Here is a 26408-nt window from a genome sequence, read left to right as displayed (position 1 = left end):
TATCAATTTTCAGAACCACAAGCAATCAGAGAATGACCGATCAAATTTACATGAAACGCTGCATTGAACTCGCAAAAAAAGCTTTGGGTAAAACCTATCCAAATCCATTGGTTGGAAGTGTGATTGTGTACCAAGATACCATCATCGGTGAAGGATATCATCACAAAGCCGGCGAAAATCATGCAGAAATCAATGCCATAAATTCCGTAAAAAATAAAGATTTATTAAAGGAGTCGACCATTTATGTATCGCTTGAACCTTGCGCTCATTATGGAAAAACGGGTCCTTGTGCGAATAAAATTGTAGAAATCGGTTTCAAAAAAGTAGTCATCGGAACTTTGGATTCCCACGAGAAAGTAAACGGAAAAGGGAAAGAGATTTTAGAAAAAGCAGGAATAGAAGTCGTTTCGGGAATTCTGGAAAAAGAATGTCAGGAGTTAAATAAGAGATTTTTTACTTTTCATCAGCAAAAAAGACCCTACATCATTTTAAAATGGGCACAGTCGAATGACGGTTTTCTAGATAAAGACTTCAAACCTACATCCATTAGCAATTCGTTATCAAAACAATTTGTTCATACCCTGCGAAGTGAGGAACATGCGATTTTGATCGGAACAAAAACGGCTTTAACAGATAATGCAAGCTTAACAACCCGCGAAATTGTGGGAAGAAATCCCGTAAGAATTCTAATTGATTTTGATTTGAAAGTTCCGCACGACTTTAAAATTTTCAGCAATGAAGCGCCGACTTTGGTTTTTAATTCTTTAAAAAACAGCGAAGAAGGACATGTAAAATTCATTAAAATAGAAAAAGAAAATTTCTTAGACCAGTTCATGCAGAAACTCTTTGAAGAACAGATACAGTCGGTGATTATTGAAGGTGGAAGTTTTACCTTAACGGAATTTATAAAAGCAGGAATTTGGGATGAAGCGGTAATCATTAAGAATGAAAATTTGAATCTAATCCACGGAACAAAGGCTCCGGAATTTGAATTTGAATTGGAAAAAGAAATGCAATTGAGAGATAACCTTCTTTATTTTTACCGAAACAATCAAAAATAATTTGACGAGTATTTTTCAATTCTTTTCATAAAAATTTCGAAGCAAAAAACCGATTGATGCAGTTCTCCTTTAAAACCATAAAATCACCGCTTGAAAATATCCTTTTGAAAGAAAAAGGCAGCAAATTCATTGGTTTTTCTTTTCCGGTGAATAATGAAGCAGAAATAAAAGCGGCATTAGAAAAAGTACGAACCGAACATCCAAAAGCCACGCATCATTGTTACGCCTTTCGTCTCGGAATTGAGGGTGAAAATTACCGTGCAAATGACGACGGAGAACCAAGTGGAAGTGCAGGATTACCTATTTACAATCAGCTCTTGGCAAATGAACTCACCCATATTCTTCTGATCGTTGTAAGATATTATGGCGGTACTAAACTGGGCGTTTCAGGATTGGTAAAAACCTACAAAGAATCTGCAAAACTGACGCTGGAAGAAAGCGAAATCATCACAAAAGATCTCGAAAGCGAGGTAGAAATTGAATTTGATTTCAACAAACAAAACCAAATCTTCACGCTACTCAACAAATTCGACGGTAAAATATTGAATTTCTTCTCAGAAGAGCAATGCAAGATCATAGCCAAAATTAATACTTCCCAAAAAGAAAACATCTCAGAACAATTGTCTGAGATGCAAAATATTTCGTTTAAATTCCTTTAAAAAGGTTTCCCTTTTCCTTAATTCCAATTAATCTCTTCTTCCCATCAATAAAGACGCCCATTAAAGAAGTTGTGCCAAAGAACCGATCGCAGCAACAACATACGTTCTTGCAGCCCAAGTAAGCGAATCTTTTACGCCCACAAATTCTTCTGCAGTTACGGTTCCTGTATCTTTCAACCAGGTCATCGCTCGTTTACTCGCGTCGTATTCTACTGGCAAAGTGACAAATGCGAACAACGTCGTAAAAGCAAACATTGCAACACCAATGGCAAGAACCGTGGTATTTCCGTTTGGATTTTCGATCGTTCTTGTCGCTGTCATCAGTACAATTCCGGCAATTAAAACAAACTGCATAAGATTGGAACTGATATTCACCATCGGTACTAATTTCGAACGCAATTGAAGCATCGAATATCCCACTGCATGTTGTACTGCGTGACCACATTCGTGAGCTGCAACAGCTGCAGCGGCTGCATTTCTTTGCATATAAACGCCTTCTGAAAGATTGACTGTTTTATCCGCGGGATTATAATGATCCGTCAATTGACCCGGAACTGAAATGACTTGTACATCATTAATACCATTGTCCCGTAACATTTTTTCTGCTACCTCTTTTCCCGACATCCCATTGCGAAGATGAACTTGAGAATAATAAGCAAATTTAGATTTAAGTTTTGAAGAAACCAGCCAACTGATCAACATCGAAACGCCTATAATCAAATAATATCCTGTCATTTTTTCCTTAATTTATGTATTTTAAAATTGCCTTCTTAGCTGTAAAAAACGTGCCAAAGTTTTTATATTTGTTTTAAAGATTTATATTTGTTTTCAAATACTCATACATGTCTACAGTCTCTTTAATTGAAGTAAAAACAGCACGCGATCTGAAAAATTTCATCGATTTTCCGATGCAACTTTACAAACATAATAAAAATTACGTTCCCTCTTTAATTAATGATGAAAAAAATGTTTGGAATCCAAAAGAAAATCCTGCTTTAGCTTATTCAGATGCAAAACAGTTCCTTGCGTATAAAGACGAAAAAATTGTCGGGAGAGTTGCTGCTATACTCAATCACAAAGAAGAAAAAGAACTGGGAATAAGTAAAGTTCGGTTTGGTTGGCTCGATTTTATTAATGATTTCGAAGTTTCGGAAGCATTGATCAATGCAGTCATCACCTTTGCGAAAGAAAAAAATATCAAAAAAATTGAAGGTCCGATGGGATTTACAAATCTCGACAAAGCCGGAATGTTGATCATGGGTTTCGATAAATTGGCGACCATGATCGGCTTGTATAATTTTGAATATTATTCCGAACATTTAGAAAAATTGGGTTTGGTCAAAGAAAAAGAATGGGTAGAATATGAAATGGATTTCCCCACGGTTTTATCGGAGAAAGTAAAAAAATTCAGTGACTTGGTTGCCCAAAAATACAAACTGAAAGTACTCGATTTTAAAAACAAAAAAGAAATCATCCCGTATATCGAACCGATGTTTAAATTGTTGGATCAAACCTATAACACCTTATCTACTTACACTCCGATCACCGATGAACAGATAAAAACCTATAAGGAAAAGTACTTTCCGTTTATTGATAAAAATTATATCATTTGTGTGGAAGACGAAAACCACAACCTCGTTTCGTTCGCCGTTACCATGCCGTCTTACTCTAAAGCTTTGCAAAAATCGAAAGGCAAACTATTTCCTTTCGGATGGTGGCATTTTTTGCAGGCTGGAAAGAAAAACGACCGCGCAAATTTTTATTTAATCGGCATTCATCCGGAATATCAAAGACGTGGTGTTACTGCGATTATTTTTAAAGAGATCTTTGTGAGATTCAATAAAATGGGGATTAAGTTCGCGGAAACCAACCCTGAATTAGAAGAAAACAAAGGCGTACAAGCACTTTGGCAAGATTACAACCCAACCAATCACAAACGGCGAAGAACCTATTCCAAAGAACTTTAACCTCAAAATTAGAAGCCTTCAAAATTTCAAACCTTTTTACCGCATGAAAAAGCAACTCACGATCTACATTGTCATCATTTTAGCCTTTGTGGCGTACAATCAGTTCTTTCAGGTTCAAGACGAACGAGTGAACAGCATCATCAATATCCTTTTTGCCAGTTTCCTCTTTTTATATATAGGTTTCGTTGCTTATACGGTATTAAAAAGATTGAAAGATACGGGCAAAAAGTAATTGTTTTTAATAGTTCTAAATTAAACAAATAGCCAATTTCAATTATATTTAAGGAAGTATATATTTTCGCTTTACATCTTTATTCGTTAAATTTGCAGATTGAGAAAATAATGTAGCAATGAATTTACCTGAAAATTATATCCCGATTATCATCCAAGCTTTGGTTGCCATTGGTTTTGTAGCGATTTCTTTGTTAGGTGCCCATTTTTTGGGACCAAAACAACAAGACAGTACCGTCAATAAAAATAAATCGTTTGAATGCGGTATAGAAAGCGAAGGTGACGCAAGAACTCCGTTTTCTATCCGATATTTCTTGACGGCTGTATTATTTGTTCTTTTCGATATTGAAATTGTATTCTTTTATCCATACGCCGTTAACTTTCGGGAATTCGGCTTAGAAGGATTTCTCGCAGTTGCAACCTTTGTCGGCATTTTCTTTTTAGGATTTATTTATGTTCTAAAACGTGGCGCTCTCGACTGGGATAAATAAAATTGAATCTTATCATATCAATGAAATTGATTTAAAGTTTCTTTAAAAAATTAAATTAAAATGTCAGAAAATACACCAAAAATAAATACAAACGCTCCTGCTCCTCCAGGATTTGAAGGAGAAGGTTTCTTTGCCACCAATTTGAATAATTTGATTGGAATGGCGCGCTCACTTTCCTTGTGGCCACTTCCTTTCGCAACCTCTTGTTGTGGAATTGAATTTATGGCAACCATGGGTCCAAATTACGATTTGGCCCGATTTGGTGGGGAAAGAATGAGTTTCTCTCCAAGACAAGCCGATGTTTTGATGGTTTGCGGAACCATTTCTAAAAAATTAGGACCCATCTTAAAGGAAGTTTATACCCAAATGGCTGAACCAAAATGGGTAATCGCAGTTGGCGCATGTGCATCAAGTGGCGGAATTTTCGATTCTTATTCTGTTCTTCAAGGAATTGACCGCGTAATTCCTGTAGATGTGTACGTTCCAGGATGTCCACCAAGACCAGAACAAATTTTAGAAGGATTTATGCAGGTTCAAGCGCTGGCAGAAAGTGAAAGTTTAAGAAGAAGAGATCTTCCTCAGTATAAAGAATTATTGGAATCTTTTAACATCAATTAATTTATGGAGTTTACCAATAATTTCGTCTTAGAAGCTATTACAAGAGAGTTTCCCGAAACAGTAATTTCAAGTTCAGAACCGTACGGAATGTTGACTTTAGAAATAAAGAAACAAGACCTTAAAAAAGTCGTTCATCATATGAAAGACAGCAGTTTAGGTTTTAATTTCCTTACAGATATCTGCGGAATCCATCATCCTGAAACCCCAGAAAAAGAATTAGGAGTTATTTACCATTTGCATAATTTGGTTGAAAATCTTCGGGTGCGACTCAAAGTTTTCATGCCTTTTGAAAATGCAGAAGTAGATTCACTTGTTGAATTATTCGCAGGTGCAAATTGGATGGAAAGAGAAACTTTCGATTTCTACGGCATTAAATTTAAAGGACACCCCGATTTAAGAGTAATCTTAAACGATCCAGGTCTTGGTTACCATCCGATGTTGAAACAATATCCTTTGGAAGATGGCACCAGAACGGATAAAGATGATGTAATGTTCGGAAGATAAAATGACCCTAAGCAATAAGCTTAAAGCCTAAAGCATTAAAATTTATGAAAGACAACGCACTCTCCAATATATTAACGCAATACGAAACAAAGGAACAGATTGATGGGCAATTATACACCCTCAATTTAGGTCCAACTCACCCTGCAACCCACGGAATCTTTCAAAATATTCTGACGATGGATGGAGAGAAAATTCTCCATTCAGAACAAACAGTAGGTTATATTCACCGTGCTTTTGAAAAAATATCTGAAAGAAGAAATTTTACACAGATCACGACTTTAACCGACCGAATGAACTACTGCTCCTCGCCAATCAATAATATTGGATGGCATATGACGGTAGAAAAACTTCTAGGAGTTGAAGTTCCAAAACGCGTACAATATATGCGTGTTATTATGATGGAATTAGCAAGAATTGCAGATCACTTGGTTTGTAATGCGGTTACCGGAGTTGATACCGGTGCTTTAACCGGATTTACCTATATGTTCCAGGATCGTGAGAAAATCTACGACATGTACGAGCAAGTTTGCGGCGCACGATTAACAACCAACATGGGAAGAATTGGTGGTTTCGAAAGAGATTTCACCCCGAAATTTCATGAATTGGTTCGTGATTTTCTAAAAACTTTTCCAGCGAGATTCAAAGAATTTGGAGATTTGTTAGAAAGAAATAGAATTTTCATGGATCGTACCATTGGTGCAGGTTCTATTTCAGCAGAGCGCGCTTTGAGTTATGGTTTTACAGGACCAAATTTACGTGCAGCTGGAGTGGATTATGATGTTCGGGTTGCGAGTCCCTACTCTTCATACGAAGATTTTGATTTCAATATTCCTGTAGGAACTTCGGGCGATACTTACGACCGTTTTATGGTTCGTCAAAGTGAAATTTGGGAGAGTTTAAAAATCATTCAACAAGCGATGGATCGTCTTCCAGATGGACCATTCCACGCAGATGTTCCCGAATTCTATCTGCCGGAAAAAGCAGATGTTTATACCAAAATGGAAGCATTAATTTACCATTTCAAAATTGTGATGGGCGAAACAGAAGTTCCAAAAGGCGAAGTTTATCACGCGGTAGAAGGTGGAAACGGAGAATTAGGATTTTACTTGGTAAGTGATGGCGGAAGATCACCTTACAGATTACACTTCAGAAGACCTTGCTTTATTTATTACCAAGCGTACCCGGAAATGATTACAGGTTCTGTAATTTCAGATGCTGTTGTAACATTGAGTAGTTTGAACGTCATCGCAGGAGAATTAGACGCGTAAAATTTAGAAAAAAGATAAAAGAAGGAAGATTAAAGACTTTCTTCGTAAAGATAAAATGAATATAGAATAATGAATTGAGAGTCTTTACTCTTTTCTCTTTGTTCTTTAATCTTAAAAAAAAATGAGCGAAACAATAACTTTCAAGCCTGAAACCTTAGCGCAGGTTCATCAAATAATCGGTCGATATCCACAAGATAAAAAGAAATCAGCTTTGATTCCTATCCTTCATTTGGCACAAAAGGATTTTGATGGTTGGTTGGCTGTTCCTGTGATGGATTATGTTGCAGAAATTCTAGATATTAAGCCGATTGAAGTGTACGAAGTTGCAACTTTCTACACCATGTTCAACATGAAACCTGTAGGTAAATATGTTCTAGAAGTTTGCCAAACCGGGCCTTGCATGTTGAATGGAAGTCATGACATCATCAATCATATCAAAAAAACGCTCAACATTAAAAACGGGGAAACTTCTGCCGACGGACTTTTTACATTGAAAAATGCAGAATGTCTTGGCGCATGCGGTTATGCACCGATGATGCAGTTGGGAAAATTTTATCATGAAAATTTAACTAAAGAAAAAGTAGACGAGATCCTGGAACTTTGCAGACAGGGACAAATTGCTTTGGATTAATTAAAATTCTAAATTTCAGATTACTAATAATTAAATGCAAAAAGCCAAAAGCCAATTGCAATAAGCTTATAAAAAATGAGTAAAAAACTTTTACTTAAAGACGCACATATAGAAGGAATTAGATACTTCGATGTTTATCGCAAACAAGGCGGTTACGACGCTGTAGAAAAAGCCCTGAAAATGACTCCCGATGCAATTACCGAAGAAGTGAAAACTTCTGGTCTTCGTGGTCGTGGTGGCGCAGGTTTCCCAACTGGATTAAAATGGAGTTTCTTGGCAAAACCAGAAGGTGTTCCGAGATATTTGGTCGTAAATGCCGATGAATCTGAACCGGGAACTTTCAAAGACCGTTATTTAATGGAATTTATTCCACACCTTTTGATTGAAGGAATGATTGTTTCTTCTTTCGCTTTGGGTGCACATACTTCTTACATCTACATCCGAGGGGAATATTCTTGGATTCCGGATATTTTGGAAGAAGCCATCGAAGAAGCTAAAAAAGCAGGATTCTTAGGAAAAAACATTTTAGGAACCGGATACGATTTAGAAATCTACGTTCATCGTGGCGCAGGAGCTTATATCTGTGGGGAAGAAACTGCACTCTTAGAATCTCTAGAAGGAAAAAGAGGAAACCCACGTTTGAAACCACCATTTCCGGCGGTAAAAGGACTTTGGGAATCTCCAACGGTTGTTAATAATGTTGAAACCATTGCAGCAGTTGTTCCGATCATCAATATTACTGGTGCAGAATATGCGAAAATCGGAGTGGGAAGATCTACAGGAACGAAATTAATTTCAGCTTGTGGAAACATCAACAAACCTGGAGTTTACGAAATCGACATGACCATTTCTGTTGAAGAATTTATTTATTCTGAAGAATATTGTGGTGGAATTCCAAATGGTAAAAGACTCAAAGCTTGTATTCCAGGTGGAAGTTCTGTACCTATTGTTCCTGCCAATTTATTACTGAAAACCATTAATGGTGAACCCAGAATCATGAATTATGAATCATTGGCAGATGGTGGTTTTGCTACTGGAACTATGATGGGTTCAGGTGGATTTATCGTTTTAGATGAAGACCAATCAGTGGTGAAACATACCCTAAGTTTAGCCCATTTCTACATGCACGAAAGTTGCGGACAATGCACCCCATGTCGTGAAGGAACCGGTTGGATGTGGAGAATTTTGACTAAAATTGCAAACGGCACTGGAACAATGGCAGATATCGATTTGCTTTGGGATGTTCAAAGAAAAATTGAAGGAAATACGATTTGTCCGCTTGGTGACGCCGCAGCTTGGCCGGTTGCAGCAGCAATTCGTCACTTCCGTGATGAGTTTGAATGGTATATTGACAATCCAGAAGCACAAACCAGAAATTATGGATTGGCAAATTACGCAGATCCAATTCCTGCCGCTGCAAAAGCAGAATAAAAAAGAAGTTTATTAAGAAGTTGTAAAGAACAAAACGTTCTTTTAGAAATGAAGAAAGTAATAATTTTATCGACCTTATTTTTAGGATTTAATCTTTCCTTTGGGCAGGATTTAACCGTTAATACCAAACCTGAACCTTTATCCAAAAAAGGACAAATGTTCGTTTTTTTTGGATGGAACAGAGGCGCTTTTAGCAACTCCGATATTCATTTTAAAGGAAATGGTTATGATTTTCAATTAGATAATGTTGTTGCACACGACCGACCGACGCCTTTTGGAATCGTATATTTTGATCCGGCTTGGTTTACAGTGCCGCAATATAATTTTAGAGTAGGATATTTTATCAAAGATAATTTAGCTTTAGTTTTGGGAATAGATCACATGAAATATGTGATGGATCAAAACCAGACCGTAAATTTTTCTGGAAATATTACTGATCCAACTTATGCAGCTTATGTGCAAAACGGACAAGTAAATTTAGCCGATGAAAATTTCCTTACATTTGAGCATACCGATGGTTTGAATTATGAAAATTTAGGTTTAGAAAAATACCAAAACCTTATTAATAAGAAAAATATAGATTTGGTTTGGTCTTATGGAGGAGGAATCGGAGTGATGTTTCCAAAGAGTAATGTAAAATTATTCGGGAATGAAAGAAGCGACCGTTTTCACGTTGCCGGAATGGGAACCGATTTGAGAACGAGTTTAAATTTAGTATTCTGGAATCATTTCATGGCAAGACTTGAAGCGAAAGCAGGATACATCAATATGTGGGATATTAAAACCACTTTAAATAACAAACCTGATAAAGCGAGTCAGGATTTTGTTTTCGGACAAGTAATGTTCGGTGTTGGATACACCTTTAATACAAAGAAAAATAAATAAATAACGCAAATTGCCAAAAGCAAAAAGCCAATAGCAATAATATGAGCGAAGAAATTAAAAAATTCAAGATCACCATCGACGGACAGACTACCGAAGTTTTGCCCGGAACTTCCATCTTGGAAGCAGCAAGACAAATCGGAGGGAAATTGGTGCCGCCTGCAATGTGCTATTACAAGCCTCTAGAAACAAGTGGCGGTAGATGCAGAACATGTTTGGTAGAAGTTTCTAAAGGTTCTGATGCAGATTCTCGACCGATGCCAAAATTGGTAGCAAGTTGTAGAACCGGCGTGATGGACGGAATGGAAGTGAAAAATCTCACTTCTGAAAAAGCACAGGAAGGCAGAAAAGCCGTAACCGAATTTTTATTGATCAATCACCCTTTAGATTGCCCAGTTTGTGATCAAGCAGGAGAATGTCATCTTCAGGATTTAGGATACGAACATGGTGTTGAAGCAACCAGAACAGAATTTGAAAGAAGAACGTTCGAGCCAGAAGATATTGGTCCCAACATCAAACTTCACATGAATCGTTGCATTTTATGCGCAAGATGTGTTTTGGCAGCCAATCAATTGACGGAAGAAAGAGAGCACGGAATTTTGTTTAGAGGGGAACACGCAGAAATTTCTACGTATTTGAATAAAGCTTTAGACAATGATTTCATCGGAAACGTAATTGATGTTTGTCCAGTTGGAGCTTTAACCGACAGAACATCCCGATTTGCAAGCAGAGTTTGGTTTACAAAACCAGTCAATGCAACTTGTAAATGTGAGAAATGCTCCGGAAAAGCCGTTCTTTGGATGAAAGGTGATGAAATTGTAAGAGTTACCGCAAGAAAAGATCAGTACGACGAAATCGTAGACTGGATATGTAATGAATGTCGTTGGGAAAGAAAAGATATCAAATTTTGGGATATTGAAGGACCAAGACATATTGACCGACACTCTGTTATCTCTTTGAATCATTACGAAAAACCAAAGAATATGGTGAGTTTGCTTGATAACCCCGATGCAAAAGAACTAAGTCCAAAAGATGAAATTGAATCTGAGGAAAAAACTGAAAATAATTTTAAATTAATGTAACATTCAACTTTTGAATGTCAAATTTTATAAAAAATAATGGGTTTATTAACTTTTAAAATCATCCTTGTCGTTGTACTTTTTGTATTGGCACTTACCGTTGCAGCCTACTCTACGTGGGCCGAACGAAAAGTTGCAGCAATCATGCAAGACAGAATCGGACCAAATCGTTCCGGACCATTTGGACTTTTACAGCCACTTGCAGATGGTGGTAAATTTTTCTTTAAAGAAGATTTTACACCAGCTGGAGCAGAAAAATTTCTGTTTGTTGTAGGACCCTCTTTAGTAATGTTTATTTCACTGATTACCGGAGCCGTAATTCCTTGGGGAAAAACGCTGAACATTGGTGGACAATCTTTCGATATCCAGGTTGCAAATGTTGACATCGGTGTTTTATATTTGGTAGGAATGGTTTCCATCGGAGTGTACGGAATCATGATCGGAGGTTGGGCTTCAAATAATAAATTCTCTTTGATCGGTGCCATTCGTGCAAGTTCACAGATGATTTCTTACGAATTAGCGATGGGTCTTTCGATTATTGCAATCATTATGATGGCGGGATCTTTAGATTTAAAAGTAATCGTTGAACAACAAACTCACGGTAAAATCTGGGGAATTATTCCAGAAATTTCGGGAATGAACTGGAACTTTTTTTACCAGCCAATAGCATTTATTATTTTCTTTGTTGCCGCCTTGGCTGAAACAAACAGATCACCTTTTGATTTACCCGAATGTGAATCAGAATTGGTAAATGGTTATCACACCGAATATTCTTCCATGAAATTAGGATTGTACATGTTTGGTGAATATGTAAATATGTTTATTTCTAATGCTTTGATCGTGGTTTTATTCTTTGGTGGTTACAATTATCCGGGAATTGATTGGGTGACGAATCATTGGGGAGAAAACGCAGCGGGAATTATTTCGGTGGTTGCATTTTTAACAAAAACCTTCTTTGGAATTTTTGTATTTATGTGGATCAGATGGACATTGCCAAGATTCAGATATGATCAATTGATGCATTTGGGTTGGAAAAAATTAATCCCACTCGCATTATTTAATTTAATGGCAACCGGCGCAATTATTTTGGCGTTCGATCATTTTATGAAATAGCCATTTACAAGTTTGTCAGGTGGTGAAACAGATTAATTTCTGTGGTTAGAAAAAAAGAAAGAAGTTTTAGCCCCGATTGCAGTGGCATCCTTTTTTGGTGATGGAGCCGCGGCGGAATCACCAAAAAAGATAGAACGGAAAGCGGGACTGGATTTGGAAAGAGGCGAAAATTTTCTGCTTCTCATTATAAAAATAAAAATATATATTTCTGAAAATGAAATTAACAAATAGATCAAAAGTGGTCTCGGACAAAAAAATGACTTTCGGGGAAAGTATTTACATTCCTGCAATTTTGAAGGGAATGAAAATTACCATGAGTCATGCCGTGAAAACGGTTTTTGGAAAAGGTTTAGCCACGATTTCGTATCCTGAAGAAGTACGACCAAGAGTGAAAATCTGGCGCGGTGAACACGTGTTGAAACTCGACAATGAAGGGCGAGAAAGATGTACAGCTTGCGGACTTTGTGCGGTTGCATGTCCTGCAGAAGCCATCACAATGACGGCGGCGGAACGTACCAAAGAGGAAAAAGACCTCTACCGAGAAGAAAAATACGCATCGGTGTATGAAATCAATATGCTGCGATGTATTTTCTGCGGAATGTGCGAAGAAGCTTGTCCGAAATCTGCGATTTACTTAACAGATCGAATCGTAAATGTAGAAGAAAACCGTGGTAGTTTTATCTACGGAAAAGATAAGTTGGTTGAAAAAATTAATGCGAGAATCGATGTTTCGGAGAGACAGAGTGAATTGCAGAAAAAAATGATGAAATAAATGGAACAGATCTTATTTTTATTTGTTGCCTTGGTTGCAATTACGGGTGCCGTTTATTTTGTGTTTGCGAGAAATCCGCTTTACGCCATTCTTTCTTTAATTGTGGTGATGTTCTCTATCGCAGGATTGTATATTTTACTGAATGCGCAGTTCCTCGGGATTGTACAGATCATTGTTTATGCAGGAGCGATCATGGTCCTATTTCTCTACATCTTAATGATGTTGAATCTGAGTAAAGAGGACGAAAGTAAAAAACAAAACCTCATGAAATTCGCAGGTGTTTTTTCTGCAGGATTATTATTAATCTCGATTTTGGGAGCGTTCAGAGGATTTAAAGTTCAAGCCGCTGCTGCGAATGTAGATTCAAGTGTGGGTTTAACCAAAAATCTAGGCAGATTATTGTTTAACGAGTATGTTTTGCCTTTTGAGTTAGCCTCGATCCTCATTTTTGCAGGAATCGTAGGTGCAGTATTAATCGGTAAAAAAGATTTATAGAATTATGGAAGGAAATTCATTTATACAAGTCGTTCCGCTGGAATATTTTATTATTCTTTGCTCGGTGCTATTTTGCTTAGGCGTTCTGGGAGTTTTGGTCAGAAAAAATGCAATCATTATTTTGGGTTGCGTAGAATTGATGCTGAACTCTGTAAATCTTTTATTAGCAGCATTTTCGAGTTATAAAGGCGACGGAAACGGACAGATCTTGGTATTTTTCATCATGGTTGTTGCAGCTGCTGAAGTTGCAGTTGGATTAGCGATTATCGCAATGATGTACCGAAATACGAAATCAGTCGACATCAGTATTTTTAATAAATTAAGAGGATAAATAGAGGATGGAAAATTTAGTTTACGCAATTATACTTTTACCCTTACTCGGATTTTTAATCAACGGACTTTTCGGCAAGAATTTGCCCAAAATGGTGGTTGGAACTTTGGCAACGCTTGTTGTTTTTGTATCCTTCTGCATTACAGTCAGTTTGTTTTTAAAGTTCGATGCAGAATCACAACCCGTGATTGTAAGAGCATTTGAATGGTTTAGAATCAGTGGAATTCAGATTAATTTCGGTTTCCAGATCGATCAACTTTCTTTGATGATGATGATGATCATTACCGGAATTGGATCGCTCATTCACCTCTACTCTATTGGTTATATGAGCCACGACAAAGGATTTTATAAATTCTTTACTTATTTGAATTTATTTATTTTCTCCATGCTCCTTTTGGTAATGGGAAGCAATTATTTAATTCTTTTCATCGGTTGGGAAGGTGTTGGATTGTGCTCTTACTTACTCATAGGATTTTGGTACACGAATAAAGAATATGGTGCCGCTGCAAGAAAAGCGTTCATAATGAACCGTATCGGAGATTTGGGAATGATCATCGGAATCTTCATGATTGCCTCTCAAACCAATGCTGTAGATTTCTTATCTGTGGCAGAAAATTCTGCCAAATTCGCATTGGATTCACCGATTATTATTTTCATCACAGGAAGTTTATTTATTGGAGCGATGGGAAAATCTGCACAGATTCCACTCTTCACTTGGCTTCCGGATGCAATGGCAGGACCAACTCCTGTTTCTGCATTGATCCACGCAGCGACGATGGTAACTGCCGGTATTTATTTGGTGGTTCGTTCGAATTTCCTCTTTTCTTTAGCACCAACAACAATGGATGGAATTCTTTTCATCGGATTATTGACTGCTTTAGTGGCTGCATTTATCGGACTTCGACAAAACGATATTAAAAAAGTTCTCGCCTACTCTACGGTATCTCAATTAGGATTTATGTTTGTAGCAGTAGGAATTGGCGCTTATACCACTGCAATGTTTCATTTAATGACACATGCATTTTTCAAAGCTTTATTATTCTTAGGTTCTGGTTCTGTGATTCACGCGATGAGCGACGAACAAGATATGAGATTAATGGGTGGTTTAAAGAAAAAAATTCCAATTACCCATATTACTTTCCTTATCGGAACATTGGCAATTTCAGGATTTCCTTTCCTTTCGGGAATGATTTCTAAAGATGAAATTTTGACGAATGCTTACGGAAAAAATCCAATTATTTGGGTGATTTTGTTTGCTATTGCAGCGATGACAGCGATTTATATGTTCAGAGCCTATTATTTAACTTTTCATGGTGAATTCCGTGGAACTGCCGAACAAGAAAAACATCTTCACGAGAGTCCGAAAACGATGACGATTCCTTTGATTATTCTTGCAGGATTATCGGTTGTGGGTGGTTTTATCAATCTTCCGCACTTTATCGGACACGGGAATTATTCCAAATTAGCGCATTGGCTTGAATCAATCTATGTATATGATGTTGAATTACCGGAAGTTGCGTTTGGAACGGAGATGATCCTTTTGGGATTAACCGTTTTGATGTTTTTCGTGGTGTGGTTCATCGTTAAAAACATTTATGTTACGAAGAAAAAAATGGCTTTATCTGAAGAAAAATACAGCGGTTGGGAAAGACTTTCAAACAAAAAATTATTTTTGGATGAATTGTATAATGCCACTTTTGTGAGATTTATTGAAGGTCTCGGAGTTGGCGGAAACATGTTTGATAAAGGAATTCTGAACAAGTTCAGTGATTTTATTGGAATTGGTGCCGAAGATTCTGGAAGAGCCGCAAAACGCCTTCAAAACGGAAATGTAGAGAATTATGTTCTCATCATGTCTTTGGCAATCGGAATTATTTTAATTGTTAACTTTATATTACAATAGTAAATGTCGTATCTATTATTAACATTACTACTATTACCTCTCGTAGGTTCTGCATTGGTGTTCGCGTGGAAAAACCCCGCAAGTAAGTATCTAGCCTTGGGAATTGCATTTGCACAAATGTTTCTCACGTTTTATATGCTGTCAAATTTCGATTTCAAACCTACCGTTGATGGAGTTTTGCAATATGAAATCAATTATCCTTGGTCTAACTTTATCAAGACTAATCTTCATTTCGGGATCGATGGAATGAGCATGTTACTTTTGTTATTAACCAACATTTTAACGCCGCTGATTATTCTTTCTTCCTTTAATGAAAAACCAGGTTACAGAAATACGTTCTATGGACTAATCCTGCTCATGCAGTTTGGTTTAATCGGAGTTTTCACTTCGCTTGATGGATTGTTATTTTACATTTTCTGGGAAGTAACCTTGATTCCAATTTGGTTAATTGCGGGAATTTGGGGACAGGAAAATAAAAAAATTCATTTCACTACGAAATTCTTCGTGTATACTTTTGTAGGTTCATTGTTTATGTTGATCGGATTGATTTACGTCTATACGCATTCTGCCTCATTTGCATTAACCGATTTGTATAACGCCGATCTTAACGCCTCAGAACAAACTGTTGTTTTCTGGTTTATTTTCTTTGCTTTTGCAGTGAAACTACCCGTTTTCCCTTTCCATTCTTGGCAATCCGATACGTATACGTATTCACCAACACAAGGATCCATGCTTCTTTCGGGAATTATGCTAAAAATGGCGATCTACGGATTATTAAGATATTTATTACCAATCACACCGATTCCTTTAATGGGAATTTCTGGACAAATTGTTCTGGTTCTAGCAATCATAGGAGTAGTTCATGGTGCATTGATTGCGATTGTACAAAATGATTCTAAACGAATTATTGCCTATTCTTCCCTTTCTCACGTAGGTTTGATGACCGCAGGAATTATGGCATCAGCAATCCTAACAATGAAAGGAACATTAATGATTGAAGGAGCTGAAGGAGCATTGGTACAGACTTTCGCGCACGGTATCAACGTCGTTGGATTATTTTATTGTGCAGATGTTTTGTATAAAAGATTCAAAACAAGAGATATCCGTCAAATGGGTGGCTTGGCAAAAGTAGCTCCGAAATTCGCAGTGCTTTTCATGATTATTTTATTAGGATCCATCGCGATTCCTTTAACCAATGGTTTTGTGGGCGAGTTTATCTTGATCAAATCGATTTTTGATTACAGTATTTTAGCAGCAGTGATCGCAGGAACAACCATGATTTTCTCTTCTGTTTATCTCTTTAGATTTTACGGAAAAGCAATGTTTGGCGAAGGTGACGAAAACATTTTATCTTCAGTTGGAGATGTTTCACCGGTTGAATTTTCGGTTTTGGCAAGTTTAGCAGTTTTTGTTATTCTTTTGGGAATCTTCCCACAACCAATCCTGGAAATGGTAAACAGTTCGCTGAAGTTTATTTTCACTTCAATGATGAATTAATAAATAATTAAAAACTTAAATGATTAATAGATACAGATCAAAGATGAAAATCTAAAAATCTAACATCTAAAAATCTAAAATCTAAAATAAATGGGCGTTTTAATCATTATATTCCTTACCGCAGTTGCCGCATTATTTGCTGGTGTTTTTGAACAGGGAAAATATTCCAGATACATCGGTATTTTGGGTCTCATCCTTGCATTTTATGTAAGCTTCTTGCCAGAATTATCCTTCTTTGATCAATACAAAAGCATGTACGAATACGGCGCAAACGCTGCCTTATTCACCAAAATTTCATTGGTAGTTACTTTACTGATTTTCTTTTTGGGAGGATTTGCCTTTAGCAATCACAGAAGCCATCAGTCAGAATTATACGCCTTAATGTTGATTTCACTTGTAGGTGGATTTGTACTTTTCGGTTTTCAGAATTTAGTTACTTTATTTATAGGAATCGAAATCCTTTCAATCCCACTCTACGTTTTGGCGGGAAGCAATAAAAGCGATCTGCGCTCCAATGAAGCTTCCATCAAATACTTTCTGATGGGTGCTTTTGCAACAGGTTTTCTACTCTTTGGTATTGCCTTAGTTTACGGATCTGCAAGTACGTTTGATCTTTACAAAATCCATGAGTTTTCAGTTTCTAATCCTAAGAACTTAATGTTCTCCATGGGTGCAGTTTTAATGTTGGTTGCCTTAGCTTTCAAAGTTTCCATGGCACCATTCCACATGTGGAGTCCTGATGTTTATCAAGGTTCACCTTCACTCATCACCGCATTCATGATGTCTGTCGTAAAAATCGCAGCTTTCTTTGCATTTTTCAAAATGATGACCATCGGTTTCTTCGGAATCACCGGAGAATGGATCAATATTGTAGGAGTTTTAATCATCATCACTCTTTTCTTAGCAAACGTAATGGGATTGGCGCAAAGCAATGCCAAAAGAATGTTGGCTTACTCATCAGTTTCACACGTTGGTTATTTGGGATTAATTTTCTTTGGTTTAAACAGCCTTTCAGCTTATAATTTGGCTTTCTATTTATTCGCTTATTCTCTCGCCACAATCGGAGTTATGATGTGTTTGATCTGGGTAGAAAAATTAAAAAGAGAAACTTCTTACGATGCGTTCAAAGGTTTAGCTCAATCAGAACCGATTTTAGCAGTCGTTGCAGCATTATCAATGCTTTCAATGGCAGGAATTCCTTTAACTGCAGGTTTCATGGGAAAATTCGGAATTTTTGCACAGGCAATTAAAACTACTCCATTTTTAGTTTTAGTCGCAGTTTTAGGTTCAGCAATTTCCATCGCCTATTATTTAAGATTGATAATGGTAATGTTTTTCCCGAAAGAAAGCAGTTTCAAAACTTCAGAGAAAGTTTCTTTAACCTACAACATTGTAGCGGTTTTGATCATTTTCGCGTTAATTTCATTAGGCATTTTCCCTGATTTGTTTGCAAAACAATTTGGTCTTTAAAATCTCAAATCCTTCAAAACAAGAACGTTTGGAGATAAAAATGAAAACTAGAAAATCATTAAGATTAATTTTGATCTAAATTTTCATTAAAAAATTCATTGATTATAAAAAATATGAAAGTTAAAAAAGGAGAAGTATTCATGTTCAGCGTCATCGCAGCTATTTTGGGTTGGACTTTATACAAAGATTTTAATTTCGATACGAGTACCTTTGAAAAACCTGCTTTAGCAGCTGTTTATGGAATCGCATTGTTGATGAGTGTTATTTTCATCGTCAAGAATTTTGTAAATAAATCTTCGAACCAAGAATAAAAAAGTTTTTACCATTAATTCTTTAATAAAAACATCAATTATAACGCAATTCTTCTGAGTTGCGTTTTTTTTGTACGCTCCTCATTCTTATTCAATGGAAGTTGTACTTTTTCATTAAATAAATCTTGTGAGCGAAAAAGCATCAATTAAATTTTCCTTATTTTTGTTTTAAACCCATTAAAATATTTTCCTATGAAAACAAAATTTACATTTTTCAAAATCTTAAATGAGTTCACGAACCGTATTTCGGTTAGGATCATAAACAGCCGAAATTTCGCAGCTTTTCTAGGAATATTAATGATGTTTGGATACAATAGCACCACGAATGCGCAAACGAAAATTGTGGTACCAAACACCAATGAAGGAAGCGCTTTCATCGGACCCTACGGAAATGCTGCAAGAAAATTACAATTAATTATTGACGATACTTTACTTACTTCCTTGGTTGGAAAAAACCTTACCTCCATATCATTCCGATTGCCTGCAAGTACCATTGATAGTTGGCCCGCAACTGCTTTAACCATGAATTCATTTGATGTTTATCTGAGTGATAGTGTGGAACCAGCTAATCGACAACTAGATTTTGCAGCCAATGTGGTAGGAACACAAACCCAAGTAAGATCCGGAAGTTTGGTGATTCCTGCAGGAGCTTTAACAGTAGGTTCCAATCCAAATGATTTCAGCTATAAAATTATTTTCAACAACCCATGGAAATACAACAGCGGTAATTTGTTGATCGAAATACAACATAGCGGAACAGGAATTTCTTCCAGAACCGTTCAAGCTGCTTCTACAACTTCTGCAGGCTATGGAACGCTATATTCTGCACTTTGGCAATCTACAGGAAGTGTAACACAAGGGAATTTCTCAATGGTTGAAATCAATTCAGTTGACCAGTTAAGTGCAAGTTCCGTAAAAATTGGCGCAAATTCGATCGTCTATCCAAATCCTGTGAAAGATTGGCTTTTTGTAAAATCTGAGAAAGAATTTATTGCTTATTCGGTTTATAACAAAGCGGGACAAATGATCATTTCAGAAAAAATTTCAGGAAAATCAGGGATGAATGTGGCGAAACTTCCCGTTGGTCAATATGTAATTCAATTGACTGACAAAAATGGAAATACAGAAGTAAGTCAGTTTATCAAAAAATAGCGGTTAATTTTATAAAATTTGTCACCTAAAAAGGAGTTTTAGGTGACATTTTTATTTCTAGGAACGAGATCACTTTTCCTTATTTTAATCATTTGATTAATTCATTTGTTTAAATCAAAAAATTATAACTAACTTTACTCTATATTTTTAAAGTCATGAAATCAGAAGAACTTTCTACAGAAGACAAAATTCTCTTGGCCGCCTCAAAAGTGTTTACTGAAAAAGGATTTTCTGGTGCGCGAACTCGCGATATTGCAGAAGAAGCGGGAATCAATCTCGCGCTACTCAACTATTATTTCCGGACGAAAGAAAAACTATTTGAACAAGTCATGAAAGTAAAAATTATACTGCTTTTCGGACAAATCATTCCTATCGTTTCGAACGAAAAAACTTCTTTGGATGAGAAACTGGATTTAGCGAGTGGAAAATACTTTGATATTCTCTCCAAAAACCCTAATCTTCCCCTCTTTATTTTAAGTGAGATTCAGAAAAAAACATCTGATGTTAAATCAATTCTTCCTGCAGATAAAGTTTTGAAAAACAGTTTTATCATCAAACAGATTCAGGAAAAAAAACCTGATATGAACCCTTTTCATTTTCTGCTCAATTTTTTGAGCATGACCGTTTTTCCCTTTCTTGGCAAACCCATTTTACAAACTTTTGAGGTGATGAATGACGAAGAATTTCAAAAATTTGTGGAAGAACGAAAAACCTTGGTTCCAATGTGGATCAAAATGATGCTGAATCATTAAAAAAAACACCCAAAAGTCATCAACTGCACCAAACCATCGATATTCTGCCACTTGCTTGTACTTTTCTAAATCCTTTTTAACAGATTCCTTTTTATCTTTAAAAATAATCAGAATGAAAATTTTAAAATACTTCTTCCTATTGCTCTTCTTCTCCGGAAATGCGCAGATATTGACCTTAGAAGAATGTTACACTTTGGCCAAACAGAATTATCCACTCATTAAAAGACACGATTTAATTGAAAAAACCAAAGAATATACAATTCAGAATGCGGCAAAAGGTTGGCTTCCTCAAATCCAAATCGTGGCGCAAGCAACCTATCAAAATGATGTTACTGAAATCCCTATTAAAATTCCAAATTTCACCGTAGATCCCGTAAGTAAAGATCAGTATAAAGTCTACGCCGATATTCAACAAAATATTTACGACGCTGGAATGGTTTCTAATCAAAAGAAAATGGCAGCTATAAATTCTGAAATCGAATCTCAGAAAACAGAAATAGAAACCGACCAATTAAAATTGAGAATCAACCAAATCTACTTCGGAATTCTTCAAACTAACGAACAATTAGAACAAACAGAACTGACGAGATCTGATCTAAAAAACGGACTAAAAAAAGCTGAAGCACAGCTAGAAAACGGCATCATCTTTAGAAGTAATGTTGATATTCTAAAAGCGCAATTGATTACTATTGAACAGAAACAGATTGAACTTCAATCCATGAAAAAAAGCTTATTGCAAACGCTTTCTGTCTTTATTCAAAAAAAATTAGATGAAAATACACCCCTCGAAAAACCGCAAAAAATCCTGATTCAGGATGAAAACAAACGTGCAGAACTCAAACTCTATGATTTGCAAAAAATTGGCTTAGAACAACAAAAATCAAACATTAACACCAAAAATCTTCCAAAATTAGGAGCCTTTTTTCAAGGAGGCTATGGAAAACCTGGTTTCAATATGCTGAAAAACGAATTCGACCTTTTCTACATTGGTGGTTTACGTTTAAACATTCCGATTTCTGGGTTATATACCAAGAAAAATGATTTGGCAATAATTGAAACTCAGCAGCAGGAAATCGAGGTGCAAAAAGAAAACTTCCTTTTCAATCAGCAGTTTCAAACTATTCAAAACAACAATGATCTCGATAAAATTCAGCAACTCATTACTCAAGATGATGAATTAATTCATTTACGCGAAAGCATCAAACAAGCCACTTTTGCACAACTGGAAAACGGCGTGATTACCACCAACGATTATCTGCGGGAAGTGAATGAACTCGACCGCGCAAAAAATCAAAAAATCACCCACGAAATTCAGTATCTCCTAACGCAATATAATCTAAAAGCGCAAATCAATCAATAGATAAGACATTAGATAATAGACATTATTTCACATTAGAAAAGTTAGATTTTAAGGTTTAAAAAAAGCAAAATATTACAAGCATTTATCATTAAAAAAAATTCCGTAGGAATGCAATTATTCTAATCTAAAATCAAAGTTGGGTGATAACGCTGAAAGCGTGACATTAAGATAAAAAAAATCTTCCGCCGAACTTCAAAAATAAAAAAGCCCGTACCATGAAAAAACACATCTTCATTCTCTCCATTTTCGCCCTCTTTTCCTGTGATAATGCTGCTAAAAATTACGATGCTTCCGGAACTTTTGAAGCTGATGAAATCTTGGTTACGGCAAAAGCAAATGGAACCATTCTAAACCTTAATTTGGAAGAAGGTCAACATTTAAAACGCAATGAAAAAGTAGGTGAAATTGACCCAAAAAATGTAGAATTACAAAAAGAACAAGTCATCGCAACCATCGATGCAATCGACCAAAAAACCAATTCTGCACTTCCACAAATTCAGGTTTTACAATCCCAAATTTCTACACAATCTGCAAATGTTTCTATTTTACAGGAACAACTTCAAAATGCAGTTCGGGAGAGAAACAGAACTGCAAATTTGGTTGCAAAAGATGCCGCGACAAAAAAGCAACTCGACGATGCAAACGGACAAATTAAAGTCATTCAGAAACAAATAGCTGCTGCTCAAAGTCAGTTGAGTGTTTTACAGCAACAAATTTCTACAACCAAAGAAAATGTTTCCCTTCAAAACCGCGCCATCTTAAGTGAAAGAAAACCCACTCAGAAAAAAATAGAACAAATCGATGAACAATTGAAAAACAATTCGATTGAAAGTCCAATTTCTGGAATGGTTTTGACCCAATATTTGAATCAAGGAGAGTTTGCTACTGTTGGAAAACCCATTTTCAAAATCGCGAATTTAGAGGTGATGACCTTAAAAATATTCATTACAGGAGATCAATTGCCGCAAATAAAAATCGGACAACAGGTAAAAGTTTTACTCGAAGCTGGTGAAGGAAAAACCAAAGAACTTCCCGGAACGATTTACTGGATCAGTTCGAAGGCGGAGTTTACCCCAAAAACCATTCAAACAAAAAACGAAAGAGCCAACCTTGTTTATGCTGCAAAAATCCATGTAAAAAATGATGGTTACCTCAAAATCGGAATGTACGGCGACGTGAAATTTTAATTTTTTAAACCACAAAAGTCACAAAAGCTTTATATGAAAAATAAGATAATAAAAGTCCACAAAAAGAGCACACTAAAAACTGACCAGTTACCTTTTTTGCTCTTCTGCTCAACTTAAAATATACAGTCAACTTTTGTGACTTTGTGGTAAAAAATTTTCAGTTAAAATAATGGTAATGAAATCAATAATCGTCAAAAATCTCACCAAAACATACGGCAAGAAAAATGAAAAAATTCTTGCAGTTGAAGACGTGAGTTTTGATGTCGATTCAGGAGAAATCTTTGGATTGATTGGTCCAGATGGCGCCGGAAAAACCACTATTTTCCGAATATTGACAACGGTTTTGTTGCCAGATTCTGGTGCGGTATCGATTGAAAATTTGGAGGTCGTGAAAGATTACGAAGAACTTCGGAAAATCTTGGGATATATGCCGGGAAAATTCTCCCTCTATCAAGATTTAACCATTGAAGAAAATCTGGAATTTTTCGCGAGTGTTTTCAATACAACCATTACAGAAAATTACGATCTGATCAAAGATATTTACATTCAAATTGAACCTTTTAAAAACCGCAGAGCCGGGAAATTATCGGGTGGAATGAAACAAAAACTCGCTTTGTGTTGCGCCTTAATTCACAAACCGAAAGTTTTATTTCTCGATGAACCGACAACAGGAGTTGATCCTGTTTCGCGAAAAGAATTTTGGGAAATGTTGCAACGTCTAAAAAAACAAGGAATCACCATCGTGGTTGCAACACCTTATATGGATGAAGCCACATTGTGCGACCGAATCGCGCTCATTCAACACGGAAAAATATTAACCATCGATACCCCCGAAAACATCAGTAATTCTTATCCAGATCATATTTTTGAAGTGAAAGCAGGTCGAATTTCAACCGTTTTAAAAGCTTTGGAAAACTTTGAAGAAAAGAAAAATGTTTATGCGTACGGAGAATTTGTGCATTTGACCATCGATAAAAATAGAACTTTTTCAAAATCACACATCATTGAATATTTAGAAAAAGAAGGTTTCAAAAATATAGAAATCAATGCTGTAAAAGCCAGTATCGAAGATAGTTTCATCCGCTTATTATCAAATTAAAAAATGAACACCGAAACGTCAAACATCGCCATTAAAGCAGAAAACATCACCAAAATTTTTGGCGATTTCACTGCGGTTGATCACATCAGTTTTGAGGTGAAAAAAGGAGAAATATTTGGTTTCCTCGGTGCAAATGGTGCCGGAAAAACCACCGCGATGAGAATATTCAGCGGACTTTCTATTCCAAGTTCAGGAACTGCAACTGTTGCGGGATTTGATGTTTACAAACAAACCGAAATGATCAAAAAAAACATCGGTTATATGAGTCAGAAATTTTCTTTGTACCACAATTTAACCGTTAAAGAAAACCTGAATTTCTTCGGCGGAATCTATGGAATTCCAAGAAAAGAACTGAAAATAAAAGGAGATTTATTGATAAAAGAACTTGGACTTGAAAATGAGAAAAACAAACTGGTTTCGGAACTTCCTTTGGGTTGGAAACAGAAACTGGCTTTCTCGGTCGCGATTTTTCATGAACCTCAAATTGTTTTTTTGGATGAGCCAACTGGTGGAGTTGATCCTGTAACGCGACGACAATTTTGGAAGATGATTTATGAAGCTTCAGATCGTGGAATCACCATTTTCGTCACGACACATTATATGGATGAAGCCGAATATTGCGACCGAATTTCCATCATGGTTGATGGAAAAATCGCGGCTTTGGATACGCCTGCAAATCTAAAAAAACACTACAATGCTCAGAATATGGACGATGTTTTTTATGAATTAGCAAGAGGCGCAAAACGAGTGGAATAAACGATCATCATGAAACAATTATTAACGTTTGTAAAAAAAGAATTTCTACACGTTTTGCGTGACAGAAGAACTTTGTTGCTGCTTTTCGGAATGCCGGTTGTACAGATTTTGCTTTTCGGTTTTGCCTTAAGCACTGAAGTTAAAAACACAAAAATCGGGGTTTTAGATCTTGATAAATCTCAAACTTCCTTTGAAATCATTTCGAAAATTAACGCCAATCAATATTTCGATATCGATAAAAACTTGAAATCCATCGACCAAGCTGAAAACGCCTTCAAAGGTGGAAAAATTAAAATGATTGTGGTGATTCCGACCCAGTTTTCCGCAGACATCAACAGCGGAAAAAAAGCGCAGTTGCAGCTGATTACGGATGGAACCGACCTCAATTTGGCCAATCAAATTTACAGTTTCATGTCGAACATTTTGCTGGATTTTTACGGACAGCAAACTTTACAGCAAAATTCTGGGGTTCAAGCGGAAATTCGAATGCTGTACAATCCACAGCTAAAAGGCGCTCCGAATTTCGTTCCCGGAGTCATGGCATTCATTCTTTTAATTATTTGTGTACTGATGACCGCCATTGCAATCGTTCGCGAAAAAGAATCCGGAAGCATGGAAATTCTACTCGTTTCCCCCATGAAACCTTACATTATCATTTTAGCCAAAGCAATTCCCTACTTCATACTCTCGCTGATTATTTTGGTTTCCATCATTATTTTAAGCGTAACCGTGCTCGATTTACCCATCAAAGGAAACCTCATTTTACTCTTCGGAATCAGCATTATTTTCATCATTACCAACCTTTTAATCGGCATCGTCATCTCCATTCTCACCAAAACGCAACAAACCGCAATGCTCATTTCCTTGGTCGGAACCATGCTTCCAACACTGATGTTGAGCGGTTTTATGTTTCCTGTGGAAAACATGCCGATTCCTTTACAAATGGTCGGAAACTTCATTCCCGCAAAATGGTATTACCAAATCGTAAAAAATATCATGATCAAAGGAACTGGTTTAGAAGTAGTCTGGAAACATGTTCTCGTCCTTTTCGCAATGATGGCGGTATTGTTTATCATCGCCGTGAAAAAATTTAAAATTCGTTTGGAATGATTAATAATAATTTTTTGGGCAGCAATTTGACTACGTCGAATGTTTATTTATTATTATTTTTTGGCAGACATTTCCGCCTTCCACTCCCGCTTTTTTGCCTTCGAAGTTTAGTTTTCGACAAGAAAATTCAGACAGGCAAAAAGAGCTCCGTTCCTTTAGATTTGTAATCGATAAAATTATTAAATTTAGAAAGAGAAAAGCATTTAATTAAACTATGTTCCGCTCAGAGTAAAACTCAAGGCTTGATTCAGAATTAAATGCTCTTCCTTTCATTAAAA

The 26408-nt window shown here is 36.3% G+C and carries 28 protein-coding genes; 27 read left to right on the top strand and 1 reads right to left on the bottom strand.

The annotated features are described in order from the left end of the window. The first annotated feature begins 32 nt into the window (after positions 1 to 32). Positions 33 to 1061 carry a bifunctional diaminohydroxyphosphoribosylaminopyrimidine deaminase/5-amino-6-(5-phosphoribosylamino)uracil reductase RibD gene (gene ribD / locus BW932_RS12400; RefSeq protein WP_076388055.1) on the top strand — a complete coding sequence of 343 codons (1029 nt, stop codon included), beginning with the start codon at positions 33 to 35 and terminating at the stop codon, positions 1059 to 1061. A 56-nt stretch (positions 1062 to 1117) separates the two neighbouring features. Next, entirely contained in the window at positions 1118 to 1720 is a 603-nt protein-coding gene (locus BW932_RS12395; protein WP_076388053.1) for an IMPACT family protein, read from the top strand. A gap of 60 nt (positions 1721 to 1780) precedes the next feature. Here BW932_RS12395 and BW932_RS12390 read toward each other — a convergent pair whose 3' ends face one another. Continuing rightward, positions 1781 to 2455 carry a zinc metallopeptidase gene (locus tag BW932_RS12390; protein ID WP_076388051.1) on the bottom strand — a complete coding sequence of 225 codons (675 nt, stop codon included), beginning with the start codon at positions 2453 to 2455 and terminating at the stop codon, positions 1781 to 1783. A gap of 107 nt (positions 2456 to 2562) precedes the next feature. On the opposite strand from BW932_RS12390, the gene BW932_RS12385 reads away from it, so the two are divergent. The 25 genes from BW932_RS12385 (at position 2563) to BW932_RS12265 (ending at position 26130) form a co-directional block, all read left to right on the top strand. Next, on the top strand, positions 2563 to 3687 hold the full coding sequence (locus BW932_RS12385; protein WP_076388049.1) for a GNAT family N-acetyltransferase: 1125 nt from the start codon (positions 2563 to 2565) through the stop codon (positions 3685 to 3687). A gap of 43 nt (positions 3688 to 3730) precedes the next feature. Then, complete coding sequence (locus BW932_RS12380) at positions 3731 to 3919, top strand: hypothetical protein (protein ID WP_076388047.1); 189 nt, start codon at positions 3731 to 3733, stop codon at positions 3917 to 3919. Between the two features lie 118 nt (positions 3920 to 4037). Beyond that, positions 4038 to 4409 carry an NADH-quinone oxidoreductase subunit A gene (locus BW932_RS12375; RefSeq protein WP_076388045.1) on the top strand — a complete coding sequence of 124 codons (372 nt, stop codon included), beginning with the start codon at positions 4038 to 4040 and terminating at the stop codon, positions 4407 to 4409. Between the two features lie 60 nt (positions 4410 to 4469). Beyond that, positions 4470 to 5027: an NADH-quinone oxidoreductase subunit B gene (locus BW932_RS12370; protein ID WP_076388043.1), complete on the top strand. Its 558-nt coding sequence runs from the start codon at positions 4470 to 4472 to the stop codon at positions 5025 to 5027. A gap of 3 nt (positions 5028 to 5030) precedes the next feature. Then, a complete protein-coding gene (locus BW932_RS12365) occupies positions 5031 to 5531 on the top strand; it encodes an NADH-quinone oxidoreductase subunit C (protein WP_076388041.1) in 501 nt (166 codons plus the stop codon). A 44-nt stretch (positions 5532 to 5575) separates the two neighbouring features. Continuing rightward, positions 5576 to 6799: an NADH dehydrogenase (quinone) subunit D gene (gene nuoD, locus BW932_RS12360; RefSeq protein ID WP_076388039.1), complete on the top strand. Its 1224-nt coding sequence runs from the start codon at positions 5576 to 5578 to the stop codon at positions 6797 to 6799. Between the two features lie 121 nt (positions 6800 to 6920). After that, positions 6921 to 7430: an NADH-quinone oxidoreductase subunit NuoE family protein gene (locus tag BW932_RS12355; protein ID WP_076388037.1), complete on the top strand. Its 510-nt coding sequence runs from the start codon at positions 6921 to 6923 to the stop codon at positions 7428 to 7430. A 75-nt stretch (positions 7431 to 7505) separates the two neighbouring features. Beyond that, complete coding sequence (gene nuoF / locus BW932_RS12350; protein ID WP_076388035.1) at positions 7506 to 8861, top strand: NADH-quinone oxidoreductase subunit NuoF; 1356 nt, start codon at positions 7506 to 7508, stop codon at positions 8859 to 8861. Between the two features lie 48 nt (positions 8862 to 8909). Then, positions 8910 to 9746: a hypothetical protein gene (locus BW932_RS12345; protein ID WP_076388033.1), complete on the top strand. Its 837-nt coding sequence runs from the start codon at positions 8910 to 8912 to the stop codon at positions 9744 to 9746. 41 nt (positions 9747 to 9787) lie between these two features. Next, the gene (locus BW932_RS12340; protein ID WP_076388031.1) at positions 9788 to 10825 is read left to right on the top strand and encodes a 2Fe-2S iron-sulfur cluster-binding protein; all 1038 of its coding nucleotides are present in this window, start codon (positions 9788 to 9790) and stop codon (positions 10823 to 10825) included. A gap of 36 nt (positions 10826 to 10861) precedes the next feature. After that, positions 10862 to 11935, top strand: coding sequence for an NADH-quinone oxidoreductase subunit NuoH (gene nuoH / locus BW932_RS12335; RefSeq protein WP_076388030.1), 1074 nt, complete (start codon positions 10862 to 10864; stop codon positions 11933 to 11935). 214 nt (positions 11936 to 12149) lie between these two features. Beyond that, positions 12150 to 12707 (top strand): NuoI/complex I 23 kDa subunit family protein, encoded by a 558-nt coding sequence (locus BW932_RS12330; protein ID WP_076388028.1) that lies wholly within the window; start codon positions 12150 to 12152, stop codon positions 12705 to 12707. After that, positions 12708 to 13202 (top strand): NADH-quinone oxidoreductase subunit J family protein, encoded by a 495-nt coding sequence (locus BW932_RS12325; RefSeq protein ID WP_076388026.1) that lies wholly within the window; start codon positions 12708 to 12710, stop codon positions 13200 to 13202. It abuts the gene before it with no gap. A 4-nt stretch (positions 13203 to 13206) separates the two neighbouring features. Continuing rightward, positions 13207 to 13533, top strand: a complete 327-nt coding sequence (gene nuoK / locus BW932_RS12320) for an NADH-quinone oxidoreductase subunit NuoK (protein WP_076388024.1) — start codon at positions 13207 to 13209, stop codon at positions 13531 to 13533. Between the two features lie 7 nt (positions 13534 to 13540). Next, positions 13541 to 15436, top strand: a complete 1896-nt coding sequence (gene nuoL, locus BW932_RS12315; protein WP_076388022.1) for an NADH-quinone oxidoreductase subunit L — start codon at positions 13541 to 13543, stop codon at positions 15434 to 15436. Positions 15437 to 15439: 3 nt separating this feature from the next. Beyond that, positions 15440 to 16933 carry a complex I subunit 4 family protein gene (locus tag BW932_RS12310; RefSeq protein WP_076388020.1) on the top strand — a complete coding sequence of 498 codons (1494 nt, stop codon included), beginning with the start codon at positions 15440 to 15442 and terminating at the stop codon, positions 16931 to 16933. 90 nt (positions 16934 to 17023) lie between these two features. Further along, complete coding sequence (locus BW932_RS12305; protein WP_076388018.1) at positions 17024 to 18403, top strand: NADH-quinone oxidoreductase subunit N; 1380 nt, start codon at positions 17024 to 17026, stop codon at positions 18401 to 18403. A gap of 113 nt (positions 18404 to 18516) precedes the next feature. After that, positions 18517 to 18714 (top strand): hypothetical protein, encoded by a 198-nt coding sequence (locus BW932_RS12300; RefSeq protein ID WP_076388016.1) that lies wholly within the window; start codon positions 18517 to 18519, stop codon positions 18712 to 18714. 192 nt (positions 18715 to 18906) lie between these two features. Continuing rightward, on the top strand, positions 18907 to 19866 hold the full coding sequence (locus tag BW932_RS12295) for a T9SS type A sorting domain-containing protein (RefSeq protein ID WP_076388014.1): 960 nt from the start codon (positions 18907 to 18909) through the stop codon (positions 19864 to 19866). A gap of 155 nt (positions 19867 to 20021) precedes the next feature. After that, on the top strand, positions 20022 to 20618 hold the full coding sequence (locus tag BW932_RS12290; RefSeq protein ID WP_076388012.1) for a TetR/AcrR family transcriptional regulator: 597 nt from the start codon (positions 20022 to 20024) through the stop codon (positions 20616 to 20618). Between the two features lie 112 nt (positions 20619 to 20730). Beyond that, a complete protein-coding gene (locus BW932_RS12285) occupies positions 20731 to 21978 on the top strand; it encodes a TolC family protein (RefSeq protein ID WP_076388010.1) in 1248 nt (415 codons plus the stop codon). Positions 21979 to 22193: 215 nt separating this feature from the next. Next, positions 22194 to 23165 (top strand): HlyD family secretion protein, encoded by a 972-nt coding sequence (locus BW932_RS12280; RefSeq protein ID WP_076388008.1) that lies wholly within the window; start codon positions 22194 to 22196, stop codon positions 23163 to 23165. 175 nt (positions 23166 to 23340) lie between these two features. Then, on the top strand, positions 23341 to 24264 hold the full coding sequence (locus tag BW932_RS12275) for an ABC transporter ATP-binding protein (protein ID WP_076388126.1): 924 nt from the start codon (positions 23341 to 23343) through the stop codon (positions 24262 to 24264). 3 nt (positions 24265 to 24267) lie between these two features. Beyond that, complete coding sequence (locus BW932_RS12270; protein WP_076388006.1) at positions 24268 to 25020, top strand: ABC transporter ATP-binding protein; 753 nt, start codon at positions 24268 to 24270, stop codon at positions 25018 to 25020. Between the two features lie 9 nt (positions 25021 to 25029). After that, positions 25030 to 26130, top strand: coding sequence for an ABC transporter permease (locus tag BW932_RS12265; protein WP_076388004.1), 1101 nt, complete (start codon positions 25030 to 25032; stop codon positions 26128 to 26130). Positions 26131 to 26408 lie beyond the last annotated feature (278 nt).

It is taken from the genome of Kaistella chaponensis, from assembly GCF_900156725.1.
Taxonomy (GTDB): domain Bacteria; phylum Bacteroidota; class Bacteroidia; order Flavobacteriales; family Weeksellaceae; genus Kaistella; species Kaistella chaponensis.
The sequence above is the reverse complement of the archived record's forward strand: the minus strand, read 5'-3'. Positions and strand labels throughout refer to the sequence as shown.